General features: G+C 62.8%; 20 protein-coding genes. 5 read left to right on the top strand and 15 right to left on the bottom strand.

Going from position 1 to position 22,999, the window contains the following annotated elements:
- Nucleotides 1-148: 148 nt before the first annotated feature.
- Nucleotides 149-307 carry a hypothetical protein gene (locus tag IFT98_RS04415; RefSeq protein WP_192047161.1) on the top strand — a complete coding sequence of 53 codons (159 nt, stop codon included), beginning with the start codon at nt 149-151 and terminating at the stop codon, nt 305-307.
- Between the two features lie 129 nt (nt 308-436).
- Here IFT98_RS04415 and IFT98_RS04410 read toward each other — a convergent pair whose 3' ends face one another.
- The 5 genes from IFT98_RS04410 to IFT98_RS04390 all read right to left on the bottom strand — a co-directional run bounded on the left by IFT98_RS04410 (nt 437) and on the right by IFT98_RS04390 (nt 8,159).
- Nucleotides 437-1,456 (bottom strand): branched-chain amino acid aminotransferase, encoded by a 1,020-nt coding sequence (locus IFT98_RS04410; protein WP_122715253.1) that lies wholly within the window; start codon nt 1,454-1,456, stop codon nt 437-439.
- A gap of 92 nt (nt 1,457-1,548) precedes the next feature.
- Complete coding sequence (locus IFT98_RS04405; protein ID WP_192047162.1) at nt 1,549-4,629, bottom strand: error-prone DNA polymerase; 3,081 nt, start codon at nt 4,627-4,629, stop codon at nt 1,549-1,551.
- Entirely contained in the window at nt 4,626-6,041 is a 1,416-nt protein-coding gene (locus IFT98_RS04400; RefSeq protein ID WP_192047163.1) for a Y-family DNA polymerase, read from the bottom strand. Before IFT98_RS04400 ends, IFT98_RS04405 begins: the two co-directional genes overlap by 4 nt.
- A gap of 7 nt (nt 6,042-6,048) precedes the next feature.
- On the bottom strand, nt 6,049-6,666 hold the full coding sequence (gene imuA / locus IFT98_RS04395) for a translesion DNA synthesis-associated protein ImuA (RefSeq protein ID WP_192047164.1): 618 nt from the start codon (nt 6,664-6,666) through the stop codon (nt 6,049-6,051).
- A 149-nt stretch (nt 6,667-6,815) separates the two neighbouring features.
- The gene (locus tag IFT98_RS04390) at nt 6,816-8,159 is read right to left on the bottom strand and encodes a putative bifunctional diguanylate cyclase/phosphodiesterase (protein WP_192047165.1); all 1,344 of its coding nucleotides are present in this window, start codon (nt 8,157-8,159) and stop codon (nt 6,816-6,818) included.
- Between the two features lie 201 nt (nt 8,160-8,360).
- Between IFT98_RS04390 and IFT98_RS04385 the strand changes: the two genes are divergently transcribed.
- Nucleotides 8,361-9,020: an HAD family hydrolase gene (locus tag IFT98_RS04385; RefSeq protein ID WP_192047166.1), complete on the top strand. Its 660-nt coding sequence runs from the start codon at nt 8,361-8,363 to the stop codon at nt 9,018-9,020.
- Nucleotides 9,021-9,203: 183 nt separating this feature from the next.
- Here IFT98_RS04385 and eutC read toward each other — a convergent pair whose 3' ends face one another.
- The 3 genes from eutC to eat are packed head-to-tail and all read right to left on the bottom strand — an operon-like array spanning nt 9,204 to nt 12,816.
- On the bottom strand, nt 9,204-10,010 hold the full coding sequence (eutC, locus tag IFT98_RS04380) for an ethanolamine ammonia-lyase subunit EutC (RefSeq protein WP_192047167.1): 807 nt from the start codon (nt 10,008-10,010) through the stop codon (nt 9,204-9,206).
- Between the two features lie 45 nt (nt 10,011-10,055).
- Nucleotides 10,056-11,447: an ethanolamine ammonia-lyase subunit EutB gene (locus IFT98_RS04375; RefSeq protein WP_192047168.1), complete on the bottom strand. Its 1,392-nt coding sequence runs from the start codon at nt 11,445-11,447 to the stop codon at nt 10,056-10,058.
- Nucleotides 11,448-11,457: 10 nt separating this feature from the next.
- Nucleotides 11,458-12,816, bottom strand: a complete 1,359-nt coding sequence (eat, locus tag IFT98_RS04370) for an ethanolamine permease (RefSeq protein WP_192047169.1) — start codon at nt 12,814-12,816, stop codon at nt 11,458-11,460.
- A 366-nt stretch (nt 12,817-13,182) separates the two neighbouring features.
- Here eat and IFT98_RS04365 point away from each other — a divergent pair, with 366 nt between their 5' ends.
- Complete coding sequence (locus IFT98_RS04365; protein WP_192047170.1) at nt 13,183-13,653, top strand: LEA type 2 family protein; 471 nt, start codon at nt 13,183-13,185, stop codon at nt 13,651-13,653.
- Nucleotides 13,654-13,693: 40 nt separating this feature from the next.
- On the opposite strand, the gene IFT98_RS04360 is transcribed toward IFT98_RS04365, so the two are convergent.
- On the bottom strand, nt 13,694-13,948 hold the full coding sequence (locus tag IFT98_RS04360) for a hypothetical protein (RefSeq protein ID WP_043189305.1): 255 nt from the start codon (nt 13,946-13,948) through the stop codon (nt 13,694-13,696).
- A 156-nt stretch (nt 13,949-14,104) separates the two neighbouring features.
- Between IFT98_RS04360 and IFT98_RS04355 the strand changes: the two genes are divergently transcribed.
- Complete coding sequence (locus IFT98_RS04355; RefSeq protein ID WP_122476944.1) at nt 14,105-14,425, top strand: DUF883 family protein; 321 nt, start codon at nt 14,105-14,107, stop codon at nt 14,423-14,425.
- An 83-nt stretch (nt 14,426-14,508) separates the two neighbouring features.
- On the opposite strand, the gene IFT98_RS04350 is transcribed toward IFT98_RS04355, so the two are convergent.
- The 3 genes from IFT98_RS04350 to IFT98_RS04340 all read right to left on the bottom strand — a co-directional run bounded on the left by IFT98_RS04350 (nt 14,509) and on the right by IFT98_RS04340 (nt 16,149).
- Nucleotides 14,509-15,534, bottom strand: coding sequence for an Ldh family oxidoreductase (locus tag IFT98_RS04350; protein ID WP_192047171.1), 1,026 nt, complete (start codon nt 15,532-15,534; stop codon nt 14,509-14,511).
- Between the two features lie 75 nt (nt 15,535-15,609).
- On the bottom strand, nt 15,610-15,876 hold the full coding sequence (locus tag IFT98_RS04345; RefSeq protein WP_122476941.1) for a PepSY domain-containing protein: 267 nt from the start codon (nt 15,874-15,876) through the stop codon (nt 15,610-15,612).
- Nucleotides 15,877-15,957: 81 nt separating this feature from the next.
- A complete protein-coding gene (locus tag IFT98_RS04340) occupies nt 15,958-16,149 on the bottom strand; it encodes a hypothetical protein (RefSeq protein ID WP_192047172.1) in 192 nt (63 codons plus the stop codon).
- Between the two features lie 267 nt (nt 16,150-16,416).
- On the opposite strand from IFT98_RS04340, the gene IFT98_RS04335 reads away from it, so the two are divergent.
- The gene (locus IFT98_RS04335) at nt 16,417-16,791 is read left to right on the top strand and encodes a Mor transcription activator family protein (RefSeq protein ID WP_122797741.1); all 375 of its coding nucleotides are present in this window, start codon (nt 16,417-16,419) and stop codon (nt 16,789-16,791) included.
- Between the two features lie 39 nt (nt 16,792-16,830).
- Here IFT98_RS04335 and IFT98_RS04330 read toward each other — a convergent pair whose 3' ends face one another.
- The 3 genes from IFT98_RS04330 to IFT98_RS04320 form a co-directional block, all read right to left on the bottom strand.
- Nucleotides 16,831-20,520, bottom strand: a complete 3,690-nt coding sequence (locus tag IFT98_RS04330; protein WP_192047173.1) for a translocation/assembly module TamB domain-containing protein — start codon at nt 20,518-20,520, stop codon at nt 16,831-16,833.
- Nucleotides 20,521-20,528: 8 nt separating this feature from the next.
- Nucleotides 20,529-22,256, bottom strand: a complete 1,728-nt coding sequence (locus tag IFT98_RS04325) for an autotransporter assembly complex protein TamA (RefSeq protein WP_192047174.1) — start codon at nt 22,254-22,256, stop codon at nt 20,529-20,531.
- Nucleotides 22,257-22,321: 65 nt separating this feature from the next.
- Nucleotides 22,322-22,990, bottom strand: coding sequence for a GNAT family N-acetyltransferase (locus IFT98_RS04320; protein ID WP_122797743.1), 669 nt, complete (start codon nt 22,988-22,990; stop codon nt 22,322-22,324).
- Between the last annotated feature and the right edge of the window lie 9 nt (nt 22,991-22,999).

Here is a 22,999-nt window from a genome sequence, read left to right as displayed (position 1 = left end):
CGGAGGGTTATCGTTGCATCCGTCGAGGATTTCCCTGAAGGCGCCACGCTGACCTGATCCGATGAACGGTATAAAGCATTGTGCCATCAGGCCGATACAGCAATTGGCAGGGGATCATCCCTGCGCGGGCGATCAACAGGAGAGACCCATGATTACCTTTCTGCTGGGCTGGTGCGCACTGTCCGTACTCGGGACCTTCGTTTTCGTGGGGCTGATACGGGCAGACAAGCGACGAGAAGTACAGGCCATGGAAAATGCGCGCACGCAGTTCCAGCGCATTTCTTTTCAGACGCATTTGGCGAGCTGAAATCGCAAGGCTCTACCTAAGGCATGCAGAGTCGACGCGCGATGCTCGACACTGATGACGATGCCGCTCGAACGAGCGGCTACGGAATGCAGGGCAAGCAGGCCGCCAGGTGCCAGCCTGCCCTGAAGATCAGACCTTGACGATCCACCCCTGTGGAGCTTCCACGTCACCGGACTGGATACCGGTCAACTCCTTGTAGAGACGTTGCGTGAATGGGCCCACTTCTTCCTGGCTGAAGAACACGTGCAGTTTGTCCTGATATTCGATTCCCCCGATCGGGGTAATCACTGCCGCGGTGCCGCATGCCCCCGCTTCCTTGAACTGGTCGAGCTGATCGATCAGCACATCACCTTCGATCACTTTCAAGCCCAAGCGTGATTGCGCCAGTTCGATCAACGACAGACGGGTGATGCCAGGCAGCACGGACGGTGATTTCGGGGTCACGAATTCATCGTTGCGGGTGATCGCGAAAAAGTTCGCCGAACCCACTTCTTCGATCTTGGTGTGGGTCTGGGGGTCCAGGTAGATACAATCGGCAAAGTTTGCCTTCTTGGCGTTGGAACCCGGCATCAGGCTGGCAGCGTAGTTGCCACCCACCTTGGCGGCACCGGTGCCGTTGGGCGCGGCGCGGTCGTAGCCGGAAATGACGAAGTTGTGCGGCTTCATGCCACCTTTGAAGTAAGGGCCGACCGGAATGCAGAAAATCGAGAAGATGAACTCGGGTGCGGTGCGCACGCCGATGTTGTCACCCACGCCGATCACGAACGGACGCAGGTACAGTGCGCCGCCTGAACCATAGGGCGGAATGAAGCGCTCGTTGGCGGCGACCACCTGGCGGCAGGCGTCGATGAACACCTCGGTGGGGACTTGCGGCATCAACAGGCGACCACAGCTGCGCTGCATGCGCAGGGCGTTCTGGTCGGGGCGAAACAGATTGATCGAACCATCCTTGCAACGGTAAGCCTTGAGGCCCTCGAAGCACTGCTGTCCATAGTGAAGCGCGGTGGAGCCTTCACTGATGTGCAGCACGTTGTCTTCGGTCAGGTTGCCCTGGTCCCATTCACCGTCGCGCCAGTGCGACAGGTAGCGCAGGTCGGTCTTGATGTAGTCGAAACCCAATTTGTCCCAGTTGATGCTTTCGTGACCCATGACACCCTCTACCCTTTGGCGATCGCCTGAACAGCACAGGCTTTTACGAATGGACACAACAATACTGCATTTGCCTGGACCGCGCAGCCTGGCTAGTGGAAATCGCGGCTTCGCACATCCAGCCCATGGAGCATGGCGCTGACATCGGCCATATGCCCGGCGATGACGTGGCGCACGCCGTCCTTGTGCTCGAACCGGCCCTTGACCTGCATCATCTGCGAACCCACCAGCACCCGCCGCTGGCGCTCGGCCAGATCCCGCCAGACCACCACGTTGATCATGCCGAACTCGTCTTCCAGGGTAACGAAGGTCACCCCGCTGGCGGTCGACGGCCGTTGCCGACCCGTCACCAACCCGGCCACGGTGACCGGACGACCGTGGGCCAGGCTCTGCAGGTCATGGGAGCTGCGGCAGCGCAGCGCCTGAAGGCGCTCGCGCAGCATGGCCAGCGGGTGCGGACCTAACGTGGTACCGAGGCTGGCATAGTCGGCGTAGAGGTCTTCGCCGACACTGGGGACCGGCAAGGCCACGGGCTCCTCGCGCAGGCCGGGCGCTTCGGCGAACAACGGCAACTGCTGCTCGACGCTGGCCACATCCCAGCGCGCCTGATGGCGGTGCCCTACCAGGCCGACCAGGGCATTGGCATCGGCCAACTGTTCCAGGCTGCGGTTGTCCAGCCCACAGCGCCGGGCCAGGTCGGTGACGTCGCGGAACGGCCCGCCCAGGCGGCCCTGCTGTACGGCGCGCCCGGCTTCCTCACGCAGGCCCTTGACCATTCGCAGCCCCAGACGCAGGGCCGGTTGCCTGCCGTTGCTGGGCTCAAGGCTGCAGTCCCAGTCGCTGTGGCACACATCGACGGCGAGGATCTGCAGATGATGGCGACGTGCATCCTGGAGGATCTGGTCGGGACTGTAGAAGCCCATGGGCCAGCTGTTGATCAGCGCGCAGGCGAAGGCTGCCGGCTCATGGCACTTGAGCCAGCAACTGGCGTAGGTCAACAAGGCGAAGCTGGCCGCATGGGACTCGGGAAAACCGTAGCTGCCGAAACCCTTGATCTGCTCGAAGATGCGTTCGGCGAACTCACGGGTGTAACCGTTCTTGAGCATGCCTTCGGTGAGGCGGAGCTGATGCGGTTCCAGACCGCCGTGGCGCTTCCAGGCGGCCATCGAGCGACGTAACTGGTCCGCCTCCCCTGGCGTGTAGCCAGCGGCGACGATCGCCAATTCCATCACCTGCTCCTGAAACAGCGGCACGCCAAGTGTGCGTTCGAAGACTTTCTTCAGCGCCTCGGAGGGATAGCTCACGGCTTCCTCGCCGTTGCGCCGGCGCAGATACGGGTGAACCATGTCACCGACGATGGGCCCTGGCCGTACGATGGCGACTTCGATCACCAGGTCGTAGAACGTCTTGGGTTTGAGCCGCGGGAGCATTGCCATCTGCGCCCGCGATTCGATCTGGAACACGCCGATGGTATCGGCGCGACTGATCATGGCGTAAGTCTGCGGGCACTCCTTGGGCAACGTCGACAGGGTCAGTTCGCGGCCACGGTAGCCGCGCACCAGATCGAAACAGCGGCGGATCGCGCTGAGCATGCCCAGCGCCAGAATGTCGACTTTCAACAAGCCCACGGCATCCAGGTCATCCTTGTCCCACTGGATCACCGTGCGCTCGGCCATGGCGGCGTTCTCGACCGGGACCAGCGTGTGCAACGGGTGCTCGGAAATGACGAAGCCTCCCGGATGCTGGGACAGGTGACGGGGAAAACCGATCAGCTGCTCGGTCAGCGCCAGAACCCGCTTGAGCACCGGGCTTTGGGTTTCGAAGCCGGCTTCCACCAAACGCTCGAGCGGTGGCAGGTGGTCGCTCCAGCGCCCGAAACAATCGGCCAGGGCAGTGATCTGGTCCGCTGGCAGGCCCAATGCACGTGCCACATCACGCACCGCGCCCGCCCCTCGATAGCTGCTGGCGACAGCGGTCAGGGCGGCGCGGTCGCGGCCGTAGCGACGGAACACGTATTGCAGGACCTCTTCGCGCCGCTCGTGCTCGAAATCCACGTCGATGTCCGGCGGCTCGTTGCGTTCCCTGGAGATGAAGCGTTCGAACAGCATGTGCGTTTCACGCGGGTCGAGCTCGGTGATGCCCAGGGCGAAACAGACCACCGAGTTGGCGGCCGAGCCGCGTCCCTGGCAGAGGATGTGCCGTTCACGAGCAAAGCGGACGATGTCGTGGACGGTGAGGAAATAGCTTTCATAGCCCAGCTCGATGATCAGTTGCAGTTCCTTGTCGAGCAACGCCTGCACCTCGGGGTCCACCCCCGACGGCCAGCGCCGGCGCGCACCCTGGGCACTCAAGTGGCGCAGCCAGGAACCGGCCTCGTAACCTTGGGGCACAAGCTCGCGCGGATATTGATAGCGCAGCTGGCCCAGATCGAAGCTGCAACGCCGGGCTATATTCAAGGTTTCCTGCAGCAGCGCGACGGGATAGATGTCGGCCAGTTGAGACAGCCCGCGCAGATGGCGCTCGCCGTTGGCAAACAGCACGTGCCCCGCTTCGGCCACCGGCACGTGATGGCGTATGGCAGTGATGGTGTCCTGCAGGGCCCGCCGGCCACGGGCATGCATGTGCACGTCGCCACACGCCACTGCCGGCAGGCCGAGGGTCTTGGCCAGGCCAAGCAGACCTTGCAGGCGCCGCGCGTCATCGGCACCGCGGTGCAACTGCACGGCCACCCACAGGCGCTCGGCAAAACGCCCCTTGAGCCAATGGCCGTGGGCCAGATCGTGGGGTTCATCGGCTATCCACAGTGCCAGCAAGCCTTGGCGATCGACCTGGTCGAGGTCATCACGCAGCAAGCGGTACTGGCCCTTGCTGGCGCGCCGCCGAGCCAGGGTGATCAGACGGCACAGGGACTGGTAGCCGTCGAGGTTCTGGGCCAGCAACACCAGCTTTGGCCCCTGTTCGATGCGCATTTCACTGCCGACGATCAACGCCAACGAATGGGCCTGAGCGGCCTGCCAGGCGCGCACGATACCGGCCATGGTGCATTCATCGGTGATCGCCAACGCTTGATAGCCCAGCGCCGCAGCCTTGGCGAACAGCTCCTGAGCACTGGACGCCCCGCGCTGAAAGCTGAAGTTGGAAAGGCAATGCAACTCGGCGTAGCCCTGGCTCATGCGAACCACCCCTGCAACAGCAACTGAGGGTCATCGCCCACTGCGCGGTAGGCCCAGCCCCGTCGCCCCGCCGAAGTTTCGACCAGATAGTAGTCGCGGCGCACATCGCCACCGTCCCACCAACCCGATTCAATACGCTCAGGCCCCGCCAGCACACGCAGGCCCTGCGCGGGCAAAGGCTCGGCCTGCTCCAGCAACCAACCTGGACGCGCTGCGCTCAGGTCCGGAGAGACCGGGACCCAAGCGCCATCGTTGCGCCAGGCTCGCTCGGGGCGATGGTCCGCGTGGGCGCGCAGATCCTGCAGGGCATCGTCGCCCAGGCGTGCCCGCAGGCGTTCACGCAATTGCTCCCAGGGTTGGGTCTGTTGCGGGCGCTGGTCGAACAGCTCTTTGCAGGCGGGTACGAAACGCGGCAGATCGAGCGCGCTCAACCGTACCACCTGCACAGGCCGGGGTACCTGCAGATGCTCGAAGCGCCCGCGGGCCAGTTCGAACAACAAGGCGGGATCCCGCTCGGCAGCGAGCAAGCCGACTTCGACCAGGGTGTCTTCGCCCTCGGCATGCTTGAGATGAAGGGTGAAACGCTGCACCCCCACATCCCGCCCGGCCAGATACACCGCCAGGTCATTGATCAGACGCCGCAAGGGAAACAACAGCGCCTGATGGGATTCCACATCGAAGTTGAGTTCGATGTGTTGGTCGAATAAATCGGCAGGCATGAAGAATTCGAGGGCCAGAGGCCGGTACCCGAGCAGGGTATCCAGGTGACTGAGCACCTGGGCAGGAAAACGTCTGGCCAATTGCGCCCTTGGCAGCGCCAGCACCTGGCCCAGATGGCGCATGCCCATGCGTTTGAGTGCGATGGCGTCGGCGGCGGCAAGGCCGACCCGTTCCACCGGCAGGCGCTGGAGAGCATCGGCCAGCGTCGATTGATCCTCGACGCCGAAACCGTCATAGGCGTTGGCCAGCATGCGTGCTGCGGCCGGATTGGGGGCCAGGGTGATGCGATGGCGGAAGCCCAGTGCATCGAGTTCGCTGCGCAGCCTCGCCTCGAACTGAGGCCATGGCCCGAACAGTCCGAGGGTCGACTGCACTTCGAGCAGCAGGACCCGGGGGTAATGTACGCTGACCTGAGAGCTGAACCGATAGGCCCACGCCGCGAGGAACCGCTGCCAGTGTTCGATCTGTGCCGGGTCGTAGGGTGCGGTGGCGAAATCACGGCTGAGCATGTAGGCGGCGGTGAGTGACTGCCCCGGCTTCAGGCCAAGTTCACGTGCTGCCGGGTTGACCGCTTGCAGCACGCGTCGCTGCAGCGGGCCGGTTACCAGGGCAAGCGGTTGCTGCGGATCTTCGCGCTGGCGCAGCACGGCGTCGAGCGCCAGTTGCGGCAGCAGAATGCAGGCCCACAGCATGGCAATCTCAAACGTGACTGACGAAAGTAACGGGCATCGCAGGGGGTATCCCGCCGCGACATTTGAGTACCTTCACCTGCCCGGCAGGCCCTTGCAGCGACAGCCGCAGCGCTGCCGGTGACGGGTTAAGCGCCGCACGTTGTTCGCGCAAGGCAAAGCCCAGGGTTTCGCCGGTTTCGGCCGCCACCTGCAGGCGGCGCAAGGCTTTGTCATCGGGATTCTGCGGCCAGCAGAGTACCGCTGCGCAGCTGCCGGAACGCAGGCACTGCTCGGCAGCCCACAAGGCGTCCTTGCCTTGGGCCTTGAGCACGCACAGGTGCTGCAAACGTACACCCGCTGCCATCCAGGCATGGGGATAGGGGATGAACGGCGGTGCTATCAATACGATTCGTTCGCCGGCCTGGCTCAAGCGTGCGAGGGTCGGCCAGAGCAACTGCAATTCGCCACTGCCGTTGGCGGCAAGAAGGATTTCACTGAGCGCCGCCGGTGGCCACCCCCCACTGGGGAGCACGGCATCGAGAGCAGCATGCCCGGTGGGCTGCAAGGCACTGGGGGCGCTTTCCTGACGTCCACGCCAGATGCGGCGTTGGTCGATCAGGCCGTCCAGGCTGACCACGGCGCCCATCACTGAGCTGCCCTCAAGGCCAGGCTGCGCGGAAAATAAATATCGGTGGGTGGGAGTGATCTGTTCATGGCTGCATTTTTACTACTGTATGCATGAACAGTAAAGCGTCTATTTTCAGTTCTCGCCACCCAGGGTGCCAACGGTAGCGATCAGGCCGGCGTTGCCACCAGCAATTTGCGCAACGGGAAGCGCGATGCGCCGCTCCAGCCGAGAAATTCCTGTTCGGGCATGGGCCGGGCGAAAAAATAGCCTTGGGCTTCATCGCAACCCAGGGCGCGGATCATCTGCATGCACTTGAAGGTTTCGACGCCTTCGGCCACCGTGCGATAGCCCAGTTTGCGCGCCAGTTCCAAGACCGTCTGCACGATCAGCTGATGCCGCGGGCTGTGCTCCATTCCGGTGATCATCGACTTGTCCAGTTTCACCACGTTGGCAGGTATCTCGTGCAGGTAGGAGAAATTGCTGTAGCCGGTGCCGAAGTCGTCAATCGCTACATCCACGCCCAATTCGCGGATGGCGGCCAGCTGCGTCAGCACCTGGGGATTGGAACGCAGCCACTCGCCTTCGGTGATCTCGACTTCGAGGCGCTCGGGGTGGATGCCGTGGGTGCGACAGGCCCCGCTGATCACCTGGGTAATATCGTGGCCATCGAAATCCAGCGCCGACAGATTCAGCGACAGCTTGGTGAGCACCGTTGCGGGCCATTGGGCCAGCTTGGTCAATGCCGCATCGATGACCCAGCGCGTCACACTGTGGATCAACGCGCTCCTTTCCAGCACTGGAATGAACTCGGCGGGCGAAACCGGACCCAGCCGTGGATGCTCCCAGCGCAGCAGTGCTTCGGCACTGACCTGATCACCCTCGGGCAAGGCGAAACGTGGCTGGAACACCAATCGCAGCTGTCCATCGCGCAGCGCCTGGGTCACATCGGCAGCCAACCGGAAGGACCTGCGATAAGCGTTGTCGCGCACGGGGTCGTACCACGCCCACGCCTGGCCGGCGAGCAACGCCAGTTCGGCCGCGTACATGGCTTTGCGCAGTGCATCGGGGACCGCTTCGAAGCTGAGCAGAAAGGGCGTGACGCCAGCGCGCACGGTGGGTCGAACCGGCATGCCTTCTATCTGCGTGGGACAGCGCAAGGCATGTACGAGCATGTCGAGATAGTTGCCGACGTCGGCTTGATCGGCGTCCAGCACGAAGGCAAAACGCTTGCGCCCGATGTGATAGACCGGCCCCTGCCCCGCGCGCAGGCGCTTCAGCCGACGCGCTATGCAGCACAGCAGGTTCTCGAACGGGATCATGCCCAGGGCCAGCGTCATGTCATGGGCCCAGGCGGTGTCTACGGCATCGATCAGCACCAGATGACGAGACGCTCCCGGATGCTGCAGCAACAGGTGGCCAAGATCGGTGAGAAATTGTCGTCGATCGGGCAACAGAGTAAGCCGATCACAGGACACGAAAGCCTGAGCAGAAGCATGAACGGGATCGGACATGACACTTTCCTGCAGATGTCAGGCTCGAGCTTCCTGCGAGAGACCGGGCAATTTGAGAGAGGGACTATTCAATTGATGTCAAAATAACATCACACTAAATACTTGCCAAGCTTCATCTTCCCTGTCGCAGATCCGCAAGCTTCGGAACTGACGGTCGACACTGCTACACTGCGGCAAACCCTGGGATGGAATGGACGATTCATGCTCGAAGCTCTGCTGTTCGACCTCGATGGTACATTGACTGAAACCGACGCCCTGCACCTGCTTGCCGTGCAGCAATTGCTGGCCGAGGAAGGTCGCGAATTCACCCATGAAGAGTTTCAGTTGCATGCCAGTGGCCGGGCCAACGCGGACATGTGCCAGTACCTGTTTCCGGACCGCTCGGTGGCGCAGCACGAAGCGTTCGCTGATCGCAAGGAAGCGCGCTTTCGCGAGCTTGCACCGCAACTTGCGCCAATTGCCGGGCTGTTGCGTTTGCTCGACTATGCCGAGCAGGCGCAACTGGGCATGGTGGTAGTGACCAACGCCCCGCGCGCCAATGCCGAACACATGCTCGATGCATTGGGGCTGGCAGAGCGCCTGTCAACCGTGGTGGTGGCAGAGGAGCTAGCACGCGCCAAGCCCGATCCGCTGCCCTACCTGACCGGTCTGCAACGCCTGGGCGCGCGGGCCGAGGCCGGCATCGCCTTCGAAGATTCGGTGCCTGGAGTGACTGCCGCGGTCGCGGCTGGCCTGTTCACCGTGGCGCTGTCGACCAGTCAATCGGCGCAAACCCTGCGGTCCGCCGGGGCTAACCTGGTGATCGAAACCTTCGAGGACGAAAACCTCTGGATTCACATCGAGAAAATGCGCGAAGACTGATCTCGCCGCGTCTTACCTGCCTACCACAGCGCCTCGTTCGCGGCCACAGACCGCTCCCACAGTAGACCCGGTATCCCGTGGGAGCGGTCAGCGGCCGCGAAAAGAGCACCGCGCAGTGTCTGAACCACCGCAGCGCCTTGTTCGCGGCCACAGACCGCTTCCACAGTGGGACACACAGTGGGATTACAAGGGGTTGTCGAGCAGGAAATTGCCCGGTCGCTGCGGGGTATCGTTTTCGATTTCGGGTAGCAGTGCTTCATCCTTCAGATGGACGCCGGAAAGCTTGCGTTGCCAGGCCTCGCGCATCAGGTACTGCAACTTGTGCGCAGCGGTGGCATAGCTCAGGCCCTGCAGGCGCACATTGGAAATGCAGTTGCGCGCGGCATCGTTCAACCCCACACGCGGTGCATAGGTGAAATACAGCCCGAGGCTGTCGGGCGAACTCAGGCCCGGCCGCTCACCGATCAGCAGTACCACCATGCGCGCGCCCAGTGCCTGGGCCACTTCATCGGCCACCGCCACCCGCCCTTGCTCCACTAGGCAGACCGGCGCAACGCTCCAACCCTCATCACCCGCGATCTGCTCGACGCGTTGCAGCATGGGCAGCGCATGCCGGTGCACAGCCAGCGCAGAAAGACCGTCGGCGATCACCACCGCCAGGTCGAACCCTGCCGAACGCTCGCCGACGCGATTGCGCAGTTGCTGCAGCGAAGCCTCATCCAGGCGCCGACCCAGGTCAGGACGCTGCAGATAGACATGCCGGTCAGACGCCGCGCTGTGCAGGCTCAGGCTGCCGGGGCACGCCTCGGCGAGCGCCGCCTTGTCGAACGGCAGGTGCACGGCATCGCGGGCTTGCGCATGGGCGTACTGGAAGTCCAGCTGGGCGCTGCTGGGCAAGCTGGTGCCGGCCCGGCCCAAGGCTATGCGCGCGGGTGTCAGTGCGCGCAATGCATGCCAGGGGTCAGCTTGTGTCAACGTCTTATCGTTCATATGTTCCTTTCCACCCCTCAGCTTTGACCAGAGGAGACTGGCCCCTCAACCCAGACGCCCCAGTGCTTTGCCGAACAACGCTGGCACGCCGCTCCCCAGCCTTAGCTGGCCGTCCTTCTGTTGCAGAATGTCCATTCGCCCCAGCCATTCTTCGAACTCCGGTGCCGGCCGCAGGCCCAGGGTCTTGCGTGCATACAAGGCGTCGTGAAAAGAGGTGGTCTGGTAATTGAGCATGACGTCGTCCGACCCCGGGATGCCCATGATGAAATTGATCCCGGCCACGCCCAGCAGGGTCAGTAGCATGTCCATGTCATCCTGGTCGGCCTCGGCATGGTTGGTGTAGCAGATGTCGCAGCCCATGGGCACGCCCATCAGCTTGCCGCAGAAGTGATCCTCGAGCCCGGCGCGGATGATCTGCTTGCCGTTGTACAGGTATTCCGGACCGATGAACCCGACCACGGTATTCACCAGAAATGGGTCGAAGCGGCGCGCCACTGCATAGGCCCGCGCCTCGCAGGTCTGCTGGTCGACCCCATGGTGGGCGTTGGCAGACAACGCACTGCCCTGCCCCGTCTCGAAGTACATCAGGTTGTTGCCCTGGGTGCCGCGCTTCAGGCTCAGGCCCGCTTCATAGCCTTCCTGCAGCACCGCCAGGCTGACGCCGAAGCTGCTGTTGGCCGCCTCGGTACCGGCGATGGACTGGAACACCAGGTCCAGCGGCACGCCGCGCTCGATGGCAGCTATCGATGAGGTGACATGGGTTAGCACGCACGATTGGGTCGATATGCCGTAATGCTGGATCACGCCATCGAGCATCTTCAGCAGCTCGCTGATGGCGCTCAGGCTGTCGCTGGCCGGGTTGATGCCGATCATGGCATCGCCGTTGCCATACAGCAGGCCATCCAGAACACTGGCGGCGATGCCGGCCGGATCGTCCGTGGGATGGTTGGGCTGCAGCCGGGTCGACATCCGCCCACGCAGCCCTACCGTGTTGCGAAAGCGTGTGACCACGCGAATCTTCTGCGCCACCAGGACCAGGTCCTGCACACGCATGATCTTCGACACGGCGGCGGCCATCTCCGGCGTGATACCGGGCGCAAGAGCACGCAGGCTGCTTTCGGTGGCGTCGTCGCCGAGCAGCCAGTCACGAAAGCCGCCCACGGTCAGATGGCCGACTGGGGCAAAGGCCTGGGCATCGTGGGTATCGACGATCAGGCGGGTGACTTCATCGTCCTCATAGGGGATCAGCGCCTCGTGCAGGAAACGCTTGAGCGGCACGTCTGCCAGCGCCATTTGCGCCGCCGCCCGCTCGGCATCGCTGCCGGCGGCGATCTCGGCCAAATAGTCCCCCGATCGCGCCGGACTGGCCTTGGCCAGTAATTGCCGGAGGCTGTCGAAGCGCCAGGTCTGCCCGGCGACGCTGTGCACGAAACTCATGCTGCCCTCCTCACTCGCTGGCCAGTACGGGGTGGCTGTCGCCGCGGCTGCGCACGAACACGCAGAACAGCGAGCCGAGGCACATCAGACCGATGAAGATCCCGCAGATCATTGCATTGAACCACACCATGGCGACCAGACACACCAGCGCCAGCAGCAGCGCAATGGCTGGCACCAGCGGATAACCGGGCGCGCGGAAGGAACGCTCCAGCTCAGGTTCGCTGTGGCGCAGCTTGAACAGGCTGAGCATGCTCATGATGTACATGACGATGGCGCCGAATACGGCCATGGTGATCATCGCTGCGGTCAGGCTCAGCCCCTGGAGGTTGACCAGGCCATCGCTGAAGATCGCTGCGATACCCACCACCCCACCGGCGAGGATGGCCCGGTGCGGTGTCTGGAAGCGCGACAGCTTGGCCAGGCCTCTAGGCAGGAAACCCGCCCGTGCCAGCGCGAAGAACTGCCGTGAATAGCCCAGGATGATGCCGTGGAAACTGGCCACCAGCCCGAACAGACCGATCCATACCAGCATGTGCATCCAGTTGGAGTTCTCGCCCACCACGCCTTTCATGGCCTGCGGCAGCGGGTCGTTGATGTTGGCCAGGGCGCGCCAGTCACCCACGCCACCGACGAAGATCATCACGCTGATGGCCAAGGTGACCAAGGTCAGGATCCCGGCGATGTAGGCGCGGGGAATGGTCCGCTTGGGGTCCTTGGCTTCCTCCGCCGCCATGGCAGCACCTTCGATGGCCAGGAAGAACCAGATGGCGAAAGGAATCGCCGCGAACATGCCGCTCAATGCACCGAGACTGAACGTGTCGGACCCAGCCCAACCGCCCAGGGCGAAGTTGCTGAAACTGAACGCCGGGGCCACCACGCCCATGAACACCAGCAGTTCGAAAACGGCCAGGATGGTGACCACCAGTTCGAAAGTGGCGGCAATGCTTACACCGACGATATTCAGGCTCATGAACACGGCATAGGCACCGACTGCCGCCCATTTGGGATCGAGTCCGGGAAACTGCACGTTGAGGTAGGCGCCGATGGCCATGGCGATGGCCGGAGGGGCGAAAACGAATTCGATCAGGGTCGCCAGACCGGCGATCATGCCGCCTGCAGGGCCGAATGCGCGCAGGCTGTAGGCAAATGGACCACCCGCATTGGGAATGGCCGTGGTCAGCTCGGTGAAGCTGAAGATGAAACAGGTGTACATCACCGCGACCATCAGCGTCGTGCACAGAAAACCCAAGGTGCCGGCGCTGCCCCAGCCATAGCTCCAGCCAAAGTATTCACCGGAGATCACCAGGCCTACGGCTATGCCCCACAAGTGCAGAGTGCCCAGCGTGGGTTTGAGTTTCGAAACAGTCATGGGGTGTGCCCTCGAAGACGGATGTGCGCAAAGGAGCGTTCCTGAAGGGTAACCATAGGCGCCAAATAACCACTTGGCGCCTTGAGAGTAAAAGATGCTCCACCCTTGTTGGTCCAGCCAGTGCGCCACTCTGGGGCTTGCCGCGATTCATCGCCCCGATCCAACGCACCGACGCCTGCACCGCCACAGCGGCGCAGGGCTGCCCAGGCAGGAACGCCGTTTGCTTGAAACATCTGCACACATCAAGCCAGTCCAAGCCTTGGTCGGGCATATCCGTTTTGCCCATCCACGCCGAACAGCGAACCCAGCGCTAGACTTACGGTCGCACTCAGGGAGCGTCGTGCTCGGCTAGGGAGCTACAGACCTATGTTTCGCTTATTGCGCAGTTGCTTGACCCTGGCTCTTCTGGCCGGCGTGGCGGGATGTTCGCTGTTGCCCTCCAGGGATCCGGTTTCCATCAGCGTGGTGGGCATCGAGCCCCTGCCTGCGCAAGAGCTGGAGCTGCGCTTCGCCATCAAGCTGCGGCTGCAGAACCCCAATGAAACCGCCATCGAGTATGACGGGGTGGCGGTAAACCTGGACGTCAATGGACAGCCGCTGGCCAGTGGCGTCAGCAGCCAGCACGGTCGTATCGAACGGTATTCGGAAGAAGTGCTGGCTGTGCCGGTGAGTCTGTCCGCGTTCACGGCGTTGCGTCAGGCCGTGGGCCTGAACCCCGCCCAGAGCCTGAACGGCATGCCCTACCGATTGCATGGCAAGCTTGCTGGCGGACTGTTCGGGACGGTGCGCTTCAGCGACAGCGGTACCTTGAGCCTGCCGACGGCCGCAGGCTACTGAAACCAGATACTTGCGCGGATGGATCCGACGGCTGCTCTGTTTAGCGAGCCGCCGCCATCAGCTTGTTCACTTCGGCACGCACCATGTTGGCGTATTCAGGGGGAGACATGCCGTCAAGCTCACCCCGTACCCACTCGGCCCAGCGCCCCTTGCGCTTGGCCTTTTCCCCGATGAGTCGGGCAGCGTCGGCCTTGGCCTTGCCCAGGTTGGCCTGCCACAGCTCGTAGAGACGGGCCTTTTCATCCTCGATCATGGCGCGCTCGGCCAGCGAACGATTAGCGAGATTGAAGCTCATTGCGAGTACCTGTCAGCAGAAAAAACAGGCGACATCTTACACGTCTGGACATGAAAAACTGTAGGAGCAAACGCCGCTCCTGCGCCCTGCATGCAACTTTCCAGGGCGCCGGGACTCAATCTTGCACTGCCTTAATAAACACCAGGAGTGAGTGAAATGGCCCGTAGATCAAGTGCTGAATCGGCCGAGGATCAAATCAAGGATCAAGTTTTCAGCGAGCTGCTGGCGTTGATCGAAGAATCGGAAAAAATGCTCAGGGACGGCGCTTCCCTGGTGGGTGACGACGCCAATAGCCTGCGCGCGCAAGTCAATTCCAAGCTGGAACACGTTTCCTATTCGCTGGCCGGGCTGCGCGAGCGCGCCAAGCCGGTGGTCGAAGCCACGCAAACCTACATCGGTGGTCATCCTTGGCAGACCGTCGCTGCATCGGCCACCTGCGGCCTGCTGTTGGGTCTGCTGCTGGGCCGTCGCGACTGATTCGACCCTTGTGCATCCACTGTTTTCACCCGCGTTTTTTCCATCGTTGTTCCGGGCCGTCGATCGCAGCGGCCCTTCTTGCATCATTCTCCAGCCAAAGCCCGCAATCTTTCCAACTCTTCTACAGGCATCGAAATGCCCTGGGTCTGTGACAGTGCGCGCTGGCGATAGCGCCTGTCGCCCGAGAGGCGCGATTGCCCGGCTTCATGCATGCGCTCGACCAACTCGCGGCTACGTTCGGCAAAGTTCTGGCCAGCACTCTTGCTAGGGTCGATGACGATGATCAATTGCCCGGTCCAAGGCGTCTGCGCACCGGGATGGCGTGTCCAATCGAATTCGAAGGAAAAGTTTCCACCGGTGAGCGCCGCTGAGAGCAGCTCCACCATCATCGACAATGCCGAGCCTTTGTGGCCACCAAAGGGCAGCAGCGCCCCACCATCGAGAATTGCCGCCGCGTCGGTAGTCGGTTGCCCGTGCCGGTCGACACCGGCGCCCTCAGGCACCGGCTGCCCGCCTCGCGCTGCGATCTGCACGTCGCCGTGGGCCAGTGCGCTGGTCGCCATGTCGAAGACCAGCGGATCCTTGCCGGCGCAGGGCGCTGCGAAGGCAATCGGATTGGTGCCGAACAACGGCTTGGTGCCGCCATGGGGAACGACGCAGGTCATGCTGTTGACCACGCTCAAGGCCACCAGGCCTTCGGCGGCGAACGGTTCGACATCCGGCCAGAGCGCGGCAAAGTGATGGGAATTGCGGATGGCCAGCACGGCGATACCTGCCTCGCGCGCCTTGCTCACCAGCAGGCTACGTGCCGCTGCCAATGCTGGTTGGGCAAAGCCACCGGCGGCATCGACCGCGACATAACCACTGGCCACATCTTCGACCTGCGGACGGGCTTTGCCGTCAACCCAGCCGCTGGCCAAGGTAGACAGGTAACCGGGTATGCGGAATGTGCCATGACTGTGGGCTCCGTCGCGTTGGGCGGTCGCACAGTTGTGGGCAAGGATATCGGCTACCTCGGCCGAGGTGCCATGACGCAGGAAGATCTGACGCAGCAGGTGCGTCAGATCGACGAAGGACAGCGATTGAACGGTAGCGTCGCTAGCAGGCATCGGGGATTTCCTGGCGTGAACGGAGCAAGGCCCTAGTACGCCACACCCACCCGCCTCAGGACAAGCCCGCCGGAATCAGTCCTTCTGATCGCGCAACACATTGCCCGACTGGCCGTCGATGCGGAACTCATAAGCCACGCCGTCGGCCTTCTTGCCTTCACCTTCCCAGTAGCCGTTGTCGTCAGCCTCGATCTTCCACACTTCGGTGTAACCCTTGGACTTGGCAGTCTCGATGGCTTTCTCGATGGTGATCCAACCCGCACCCGGCTTGTCGGCCAGCGCCAGGCCGGCGGTCATCAGGGCGGAAGTTGCAACGACGGCAGTCAAAGTCTTCTTGAACATGGGGCACTCCATAACAGTGATTAGTTTGTGCTGCACTGTCTTGGAGCGTCACCCCGAAAAATTAGTTCAAAGGCCGCGCGCTCAAGGTCGCTTGACCTTGCGACGCATCACACCGTTGATCACCACCACCAACACGGCAATACCCATGGCAATGTATTGAAAGAGTTTTTCGGTGATGATGCCCTGCGTCTGCAGATACGACAGCCCGAGCATGAGCAGCAGCACTACCAGGGCAATCAGCAAGGAATATTTGATACGTTGAGCTTGAGTCATGTAGAGGTCCTGACAGTCGTGTTGGCCCGGATTATGTTGCCGGGATGTATCTGTTTGCATGCCATGTTACATCGCCAGGGACCACCGAGGCACAGTGTTCGAGCCCATCGCCACGGCCAATGTCATGCCCATGACGGTATGGATTTCCCACGCAGTTGCCGGAACCTGCCCACAGCCAGAGACCTCTTGACTCCTAGAGCCTCAGGGGCGCCTGGACAAGAATGACTTCCGGCCGGATTGGCCAAGTGCTGCCACAAGGAAGTCACCATGAACACCCAACAGCTCCAGCAGATCGACGTCGAGCAACTTCCCCATTCGCTGCAGGTACTGATCGAATGCATCGGCGTCGAACAGGCCTATCGCCTCACCCAGCTCTACGGCGGACGCCCGCGCTACATCCCCAAGCACCCGCAACGCACCGCCCTGGCGGAACATTTCGAAGCGGAAACGGTGGTGGCGTTGATCCAGCGCTTCGCCGGCATGGCCCTGGAGATTCCCAAGGCCGACCATTTCCTGCGCCAATGGCGCAACCAGCAGATTCACCACGAGACGCGCAACGGCACGTCACGCAGCGTCCTCGCCCACAAGTACGGCCTGAGCCAGCGGCAGATCGGCAATATCCGCCGCACCCTGGCGCTCTGAGTCCTACTCAAGCCCGCCTAGCGGACTTGGGATCGAGCCTCAGAAATCACGTTTGTAGAACAGGTCCAGCGAACTGGCGACGCCGCTGGCCACTTCCAGATACAGACGCTTGCTCAACAGGTAGCGCAAGGCGATGGTATTGGCCGGCTCGAAAACTCCCACGCCATAGCGCAGGCTGAGCTTCTCGGAAATGTTGCCGCTGGCAACCACACTGGTGGCATCGCCGCTGCCCTGGGTGTCGAGCTGGAAATCTTCGATGCCCAGGTCGGTGGCCAGTTTGCTGGTCACCCCCGAACTGCCCATCAAACCCAAACCGAGCGCCGCCTGGGCGAGCATGTTGTTGTCCTCGCCGCTGTTGCCCAACGGGCGGCCCAACACCAGGTAGGAGAGCGCCTGCTCCTGGCTCATGGTCGGTTCCGAGAACACCTCGCTGGTGGGTTGCTCGGCGTTGCCGGTCAAGCGGATCCCGGCGATCACATCCCCTGTGGTGCGGATCGCCTCGATGTCCAGGTACGGCTGGCTGATTGGCCCGGCGAACAACAGACGCGCGCGGCGTATGGTCAGGCGCTGACCATAGGCGTTGTAGCGTCCGTCATTGAGGGCCAGCTCACCGCGCGTGTCCAGGTTGTCGCCAATGTGAACATGACCTGCCAGGTTGGCGCTCAGGCCGAAGCCGTTGAAGGTGAGTTTTTCCTGGCCCACTTCCACATCGATATCGATCGCCATGGGCAACGGCGTCTTGCCCTGCTCGGTCTGGTTGCCGACGATGACCACGTCATCGGACAGCTTCACGGTGGACGGCGGCAATTGCCGAACCACGATGGCACCCTTGGGAATGAACACTTTGCCGACCACCGCAAGGCGCTCGCCATTCATCTGGATGCGCAAGTCCGGCGCCGCTTCCAGGGTCGCATAGGGTTCGACATTGATCGGCAACCGCGAGCCCTTGAGCTGCACGTCCACATCCAGGGCATCGGCCCAGGCCACGGTGCCACCCAGCGTGCCCTGGCCGGTCTTGCCGCTTTTCCAGCTGCCTTGCAAGCGCACGCTTTCGCCTGCGATCTGCGCCTGCAACTGCAGGTCTTCGAGAGTAGTCGGCAGTTCCGGGCCGGCTATTTCGCCACCGCTGAGACGGACGTTACCGTTGACCTGCGGTGCCATCAGCGAGCCTGTGATCTGTCCGCTGCCATCGAGCTGGCCCTTCAGGGTTTCGACCATGGGCACGAAGGGACGGGCGATGGAAAGGTCGAGCCCGGCCAGGCGGAAGCTGCCGGTGACGGGCTTGCTGTCCGGAATCGGATCGATCTGCGCAATTACCTGCAGTTGCCCGAGCCGATCACCGCGGAAATTGAGCTCGGTATCGATGCGCTTGGGGTTCAGACGGCTGGTCAAACGCAGGGTTTGATAGGGGAAGTCGACCCACTGCTGGTCGTTGCGCACCCGCAAGGTGCCGTTGCCGGCATCGACTGTTATCTCGCCGGCCGGACCGCTGGCGGGCACATCCACCGCCACGTCGGCATTGAGCATGCCCTGCCAGGCGAAATCCTTCGGCAACCACTGCGCGAGGCTGTCCAGCGGGAACTGCTTGAGGTGGTAGCGCAGGCGTGGTTCGGGTGCCAGACGCTGGTCCTCGCCGCACAGGCTGGCCGCTCCGGAACGCCAGCAGTGGGCACCGAAGTTGACACGGCCACCGGCCAGGTATTCCAGCCGGGCTGGCGCTTGCAGACGCCAGTCCTGGCCGCCCGCCTGGACCGAACCGCTGGCCAGGCGTCCGCGCCAGCTGCTTTGCGCGGTGAAGCCTTTGTCCAGCGTACCGTCCAGACTGGTCGCCAGGGCCAGCTGAGGCCCCTTGAGAGCCAATTGCACTTGCTGTCGCTTGATATCGCCCGAGGCCTTGGCGCTCAGGGTGCCCAGATCGGTTTCACCGACGCGAATGCCTGCGGCGCTCACGTCGAGGGTGCCGTTCTGGGCCCCATCGAGTCCAGCGTTGACGTTCAGGTTCTGCAGACGATTGCTGTCCATCGCCAGCTGTTGGCCCAGCAACTTGAGCTTGCCTTGCGGTGCCTGCAGGGTGCCTGCGGCATCGAGCTGCCCTTTCAGCTGGCCTTGAAGCCCGGGCCACAACTGCCCGAGGCGGGCCAGGTCAATGTCCAGGCGACCCTGCACTTGCTGTTGCAGGCTGCCTTGGCCCTTGATGCGGTTATCACCCAGGCGAACGTCGAGGTTGCCCAGCGTCCAGCGTTCGCCAGCGCCTTGGGCGTTGGCCTGAAACACCGCCGGTTGCCCGCGCAAGCGGCCCTTGAGGTCCAGCTCGGCATCGAGCGTGAGCTGCTCGTTCTTGAATTCACCGGTACTGCGCAAAGGACCGGCAAGGCTGCCGGGCATCTGCGCGACCCAGTAGGCCGGGTCGATGGCACTCAGGGCAAGCGCCGTGTCCCACGCGATCCCGTCGGCAAACTTCAGGTTCAGATGCCCTGCCGCCTTGCCCTGCCCGGCCACCAGTTCCAGCTGGGGCAGGAAGACCTGCTGCAGGTCGCCGCTGAATGGCGTTACCAGAGTGAATGCACCGGCCGGGCCATCGAAGGCACCCTTCAGGTTGCCCAGGTACTTGCCGTCGCTGTAGTCGATCTCGCCGTTGAAACGTCGCACCTTCACGGCTGGCTCGGCAATGACCGGATACAGGCGGTGCCAGGGGAAATCCAGCCAGTCGATCCTGGCCTTTGCCGCCAGACCTTGCTGCCAATCCAGAGTGCCAGACAGACGCACGTGCTGTTGAGCACTGGACGAGATATCCAGCGCCTGCACCACCGCGCCCTTGGCATCCACCTGCGCGCCAAGCAACAAGGTCATGGGTGATTGCTCGGCCGGCAGGCTGGCTCGGCCATCGATGGCGTAGCCGCCCTGCAGGTCACCCTTGGCGAGCAATTCCAGCTGATTGAAAGCCAAGGTGTCTGGCAATCCGGCGCTGGGCTTGAACGCCTCGCTCTGAATACGCAACTGGGCAGGCAAATGCTCGGCCAGAGGCTGCACGGTACCGCTGATCAGCGCCTGCAGGTAGCCGCTGCTCTCACCGTCCAGGGTCAGGGTATCCAGCAGGTCGCCCGTGGCGTTGAGCGTGACCTGCCAGGGCTTGTCGTCCACCGCAGGCAGCTGCACCTGAACGTTGAGATCGAGCGGCCATTGGCCGCCTGGGCGCAGAGTGCCGTTCGCATCCAGCACCATTTCTTCACGCTGCAGGTGGGCCCGGTCGATCTTCAGGCCATCGGCGGTCCAGTGCGCCGCCAGCTCCAGACCGCTGAGCTGTTGCACGCCGTCCAGCTCCAGGCTACCGATACGCACATCACCAAGTTCTATCGCCACGGGCAGTTGCAGATCGGGCAGTACGATCGGCCCGCTGCTGGCGGGCTCTTGGCTGGCAGGCAACTGCGCAAGAATGGCGCCGGCGTGCAAGGTGTCGATGCACAGGGTCATGCGCCACAGGCACGCAGGTGACCAGGCCAGCTCAAGCGCCTGCACCTCGACTCGGGTCGCCTGCTGCTGCCATACCAGCTTGTCGGCCTGCCAATGCCCGCCCAACCTGCCGCTGAAACTTTCCAGGGTCAGTCCGGGCACGCGCGCCAGCGCCCAGCGGCTGCCGGCTTGCGTGCCCAATACCAGCGATACGGCCAGGATCACAGTCAGCACCACGCCAACGACCGCGGCCAGGGAAATCAGCAAACCTCGTTTCACTGCGGGCTTCATAGTTCCGGCCCCATGGAAAAGTGCAGGCGCACGCCACCGTCGTCATCCATGGCATGGGCAAGATCGAGACGAATCGGGCCCACCGGCGAGACCCAGCGCACGCCCACGCCGATGCCTGTCTTGAGGTCGGCGAATTTCAGGTCGTTGAAGGAGTTACCCTTGTCGATAAAGGTTGCCAGGCGCCATTTCTCGGCAATCGAGTACTGGTATTCCACACTGCCGGCCACCATGTAGCGTCCGCCGATGCGGTCGCCATCGGAGTTCTCCGGCGTCAGGGTCTGATAGTCGTAGCCGCGCACGCTCTGGTCGCCACCGGCAAAGAAGCGCAAGGAAGGCGGTACCGACTTGTAGCCGTTGGTGGCATTGCCGCCCAGTTGTACCCGGCCAAGCAGGCGGTGGTTCTGTGCCACGGTGGTCAAGCCCTTGAGCATTACGTTGCCATGCAACAGGTTGGTGTCCGACAGCAGCCCTTCCTTGGCCACTTGCGCATCGAACTGCACGCGGTAGCCGTTGTGCGGATCGACCTTGTTGTCGCTCTTGAGGTAGGTGTAGCTGATGCCTGGCATCAACAAGGTACTGAGGCCGGAGTCGTCACCAAGTCGGTATTCTTCGCGCTGCCACTTCAGCGAGATGACACGCTGCCAGCCGCTGGGCAATTTGCTGTGCCATTCCGGCCCGAACGTCAGCAGCTTGCTCAGACTGTCGGTATTGGCCAGCTCTTCGTATTGATAGCCGCCGGCCCAACGCAGTTTATCGGTGAGGGGTGGGTCCAGGGGGATGTCATACCACAGCCCGACGTTCTGCCGAGGCGCGGAGAGCTCCATTTCCGCACCATAGCTGTGGCCCTGGGGATTGACCCAGTGGCGGGTCCAATTGGCTTTGCCGCGCGGCCCGACATCGGTCGAATAACCCAGGCCCAAACCCATGGTCCGGGGCTTGCGCGTGGTCAGTTGCACGTCCACGGGAATGACCCGCTCGGTGGCTGCCGTTGGCGCCGCGTCGACGCGCACGCCTTCGAAATAGCCACTCGATTGCAGCGCCTGGTTGAGCTCGGCAATCAGTTCGGAGTCGTAGGCGGTGTCTTCCTTGAAGGGCACCATGCGCCGCAGCAGTTCGTCGTCGAACGGTGTATCGCCCTGAAAGCTCACCTTGCCCAGCTTGAAACGTGGACCGCTGTTGTATACGAGCTCGATGTCAGCCAGCCCTGCCCGGGGGTCGACGGCCAGACGCTGCTTGCTGAAAGTGCCACTGAAGAATCCATAGCGCGAGGCCTGATTCTGGATCAGTTGCTTGGCGTTTTCGTACTGACCGTGGTTGAGCACCGCGCCGGGTGCCAGCTCCCGGCTGTGCGGCACGCGGAAGGCCTTCAGTTGGGCCGCCGGACCTTCGACACGTACGGTGACGTTGCGCAGATGAATAGGCTCTCCCGGCTCGATGTGCAGCAGCAGACGGGGGTTTTCTCCCGGTTGCACTTCGCTGGTCACGTGCGCATGATAGTAGCCGAGCGCCTGCGCTGCCTTCTGCGCCTGCTCCTCGGCGCCGCGACTGAAACGCAACAACGCCTCGCCGTCACGATCACCCAAGCTGCCGATATAGCCTTCGACATTGCTTTTGAGCGCCGGATTGGCAGGGTTGACGCGCACATCGAGTACGCTTTGGGCCTGAGCCGCGATACTTGCGACCAACAGCGCCAGGCTGGTGGCCAATCGTCCTGAATAGTTCATAGGCGAATGCTATCACGACCCGTACGTCGATTTGGACCCTGCCAGGCGTCGTGGATGATCCGAGATCAGCTCTGTGCGTAACCGACTGTTTCAGAGTGGCGGACAGTTTCAGGGCTGGGATGGAAGAACACGTGCTCGACCACCGGACCCAGCGGCACCTCTCCAATCTGGGTATAGCCCTGGCGCTCGAAGAACGCCAGATAGCGGGGATTGCCAGTGTCCAACACGACGCCCTCGGACGTCGGGTCCTGGGCGCACCAATTGTGCACCGCCGTCAGCAGTTGCTCGGCCAGTTCAGGGCCCTGGTAGTCGGGGTGCAGGCCCATCAGCGGCAACACATGCACCGCATCCGAAGGCAGGCAGTGCTGTACGGCGTGATGGTATTCAAGGTACCGGCGGGTGCCTTCCACACCGGTGCCGAGCATCATCCGCCATTGCCAGGCCCAACTCTCGGTAATGCCCAGGCGACGCTGGGGCGGCGCCACCAGGGCGACACCGGCCAGACGGTCATCGAAGAACAGGCCCAGGGCCGGAAGGTCCTGGAGGAAATGCTGATTGACCAGCTGCCGCACCGTGGAGCGCACGCGGCGCTCGAACCCGGGGCGATCGGCTTCGAACAGGTAGGCAAAGGTCGGGTCGAGCAGGTAGGTCTGGTAGAGCAGCGCACGGGTTTCCCGCGCGTAACCACCATCGAGCTGACGTACTTCTGCAGCGGTGGTCGAGGTCTGGAGCATGGGGGTCTG

It is taken from the genome of Pseudomonas sp. CFBP 8770 (assembly GCF_014841705.1).
Lineage (GTDB): Bacteria > Pseudomonadota > Gammaproteobacteria > Pseudomonadales > Pseudomonadaceae > Aquipseudomonas.
The sequence above is the reverse complement of the archived record's forward strand: the minus strand, read 5'-3'. Positions and strand labels throughout refer to the sequence as shown.

What these genes read in the sequence shown, in the direction of transcription:
- IFT98_RS04415 (WP_192047161.1), top strand. Translation starts at nt 149, where the DNA reads ATGATTACCTTTCTGCTGGGCTGGTGCGCACTGTCCGTACTCGGGACC.
- IFT98_RS04410 (WP_122715253.1), bottom strand. Translation starts at nt 1,456, where the DNA reads ATGGGTCACGAAAGCATCAACTGGGACAAATTGGGTTTCGACTACATC.
- IFT98_RS04405 (WP_192047162.1), bottom strand. Translation starts at nt 4,629, where the DNA reads ATGAGCCAGGGCTACGCCGAGTTGCATTGCCTTTCCAACTTCAGCTTT.
- IFT98_RS04400 (WP_192047163.1), bottom strand. Translation starts at nt 6,041, where the DNA reads ATGCTGTGGGCCTGCATTCTGCTGCCGCAACTGGCGCTCGACGCCGTG.
- imuA (WP_192047164.1), bottom strand. Translation starts at nt 6,666, where the DNA reads ATGGGCGCCGTGGTCAGCCTGGACGGCCTGATCGACCAACGCCGCATC.
- IFT98_RS04390 (WP_192047165.1), bottom strand. Translation starts at nt 8,159, where the DNA reads ATGTCCGATCCCGTTCATGCTTCTGCTCAGGCTTTCGTGTCCTGTGAT.
- IFT98_RS04385 (WP_192047166.1), top strand. Translation starts at nt 8,361, where the DNA reads ATGCTCGAAGCTCTGCTGTTCGACCTCGATGGTACATTGACTGAAACC.
- eutC (WP_192047167.1), bottom strand. Translation starts at nt 10,010, where the DNA reads ATGAACGATAAGACGTTGACACAAGCTGACCCCTGGCATGCATTGCGC.
- IFT98_RS04375 (WP_192047168.1), bottom strand. Translation starts at nt 11,447, where the DNA reads ATGAGTTTCGTGCACAGCGTCGCCGGGCAGACCTGGCGCTTCGACAGC.
- eat (WP_192047169.1), bottom strand. Translation starts at nt 12,816, where the DNA reads ATGACTGTTTCGAAACTCAAACCCACGCTGGGCACTCTGCACTTGTGG.
- IFT98_RS04365 (WP_192047170.1), top strand. Translation starts at nt 13,183, where the DNA reads ATGTTTCGCTTATTGCGCAGTTGCTTGACCCTGGCTCTTCTGGCCGGC.
- IFT98_RS04360 (WP_043189305.1), bottom strand. Translation starts at nt 13,948, where the DNA reads ATGAGCTTCAATCTCGCTAATCGTTCGCTGGCCGAGCGCGCCATGATC.
- IFT98_RS04355 (WP_122476944.1), top strand. Translation starts at nt 14,105, where the DNA reads ATGGCCCGTAGATCAAGTGCTGAATCGGCCGAGGATCAAATCAAGGAT.
- IFT98_RS04350 (WP_192047171.1), bottom strand. Translation starts at nt 15,534, where the DNA reads ATGCCTGCTAGCGACGCTACCGTTCAATCGCTGTCCTTCGTCGATCTG.
- IFT98_RS04345 (WP_122476941.1), bottom strand. Translation starts at nt 15,876, where the DNA reads ATGTTCAAGAAGACTTTGACTGCCGTCGTTGCAACTTCCGCCCTGATG.
- IFT98_RS04340 (WP_192047172.1), bottom strand. Translation starts at nt 16,149, where the DNA reads ATGACTCAAGCTCAACGTATCAAATATTCCTTGCTGATTGCCCTGGTA.
- IFT98_RS04335 (WP_122797741.1), top strand. Translation starts at nt 16,417, where the DNA reads ATGAACACCCAACAGCTCCAGCAGATCGACGTCGAGCAACTTCCCCAT.
- IFT98_RS04325 (WP_192047174.1), bottom strand. Translation starts at nt 22,256, where the DNA reads ATGAACTATTCAGGACGATTGGCCACCAGCCTGGCGCTGTTGGTCGCA.
- IFT98_RS04320 (WP_122797743.1), bottom strand. Translation starts at nt 22,990, where the DNA reads ATGCTCCAGACCTCGACCACCGCTGCAGAAGTACGTCAGCTCGATGGT.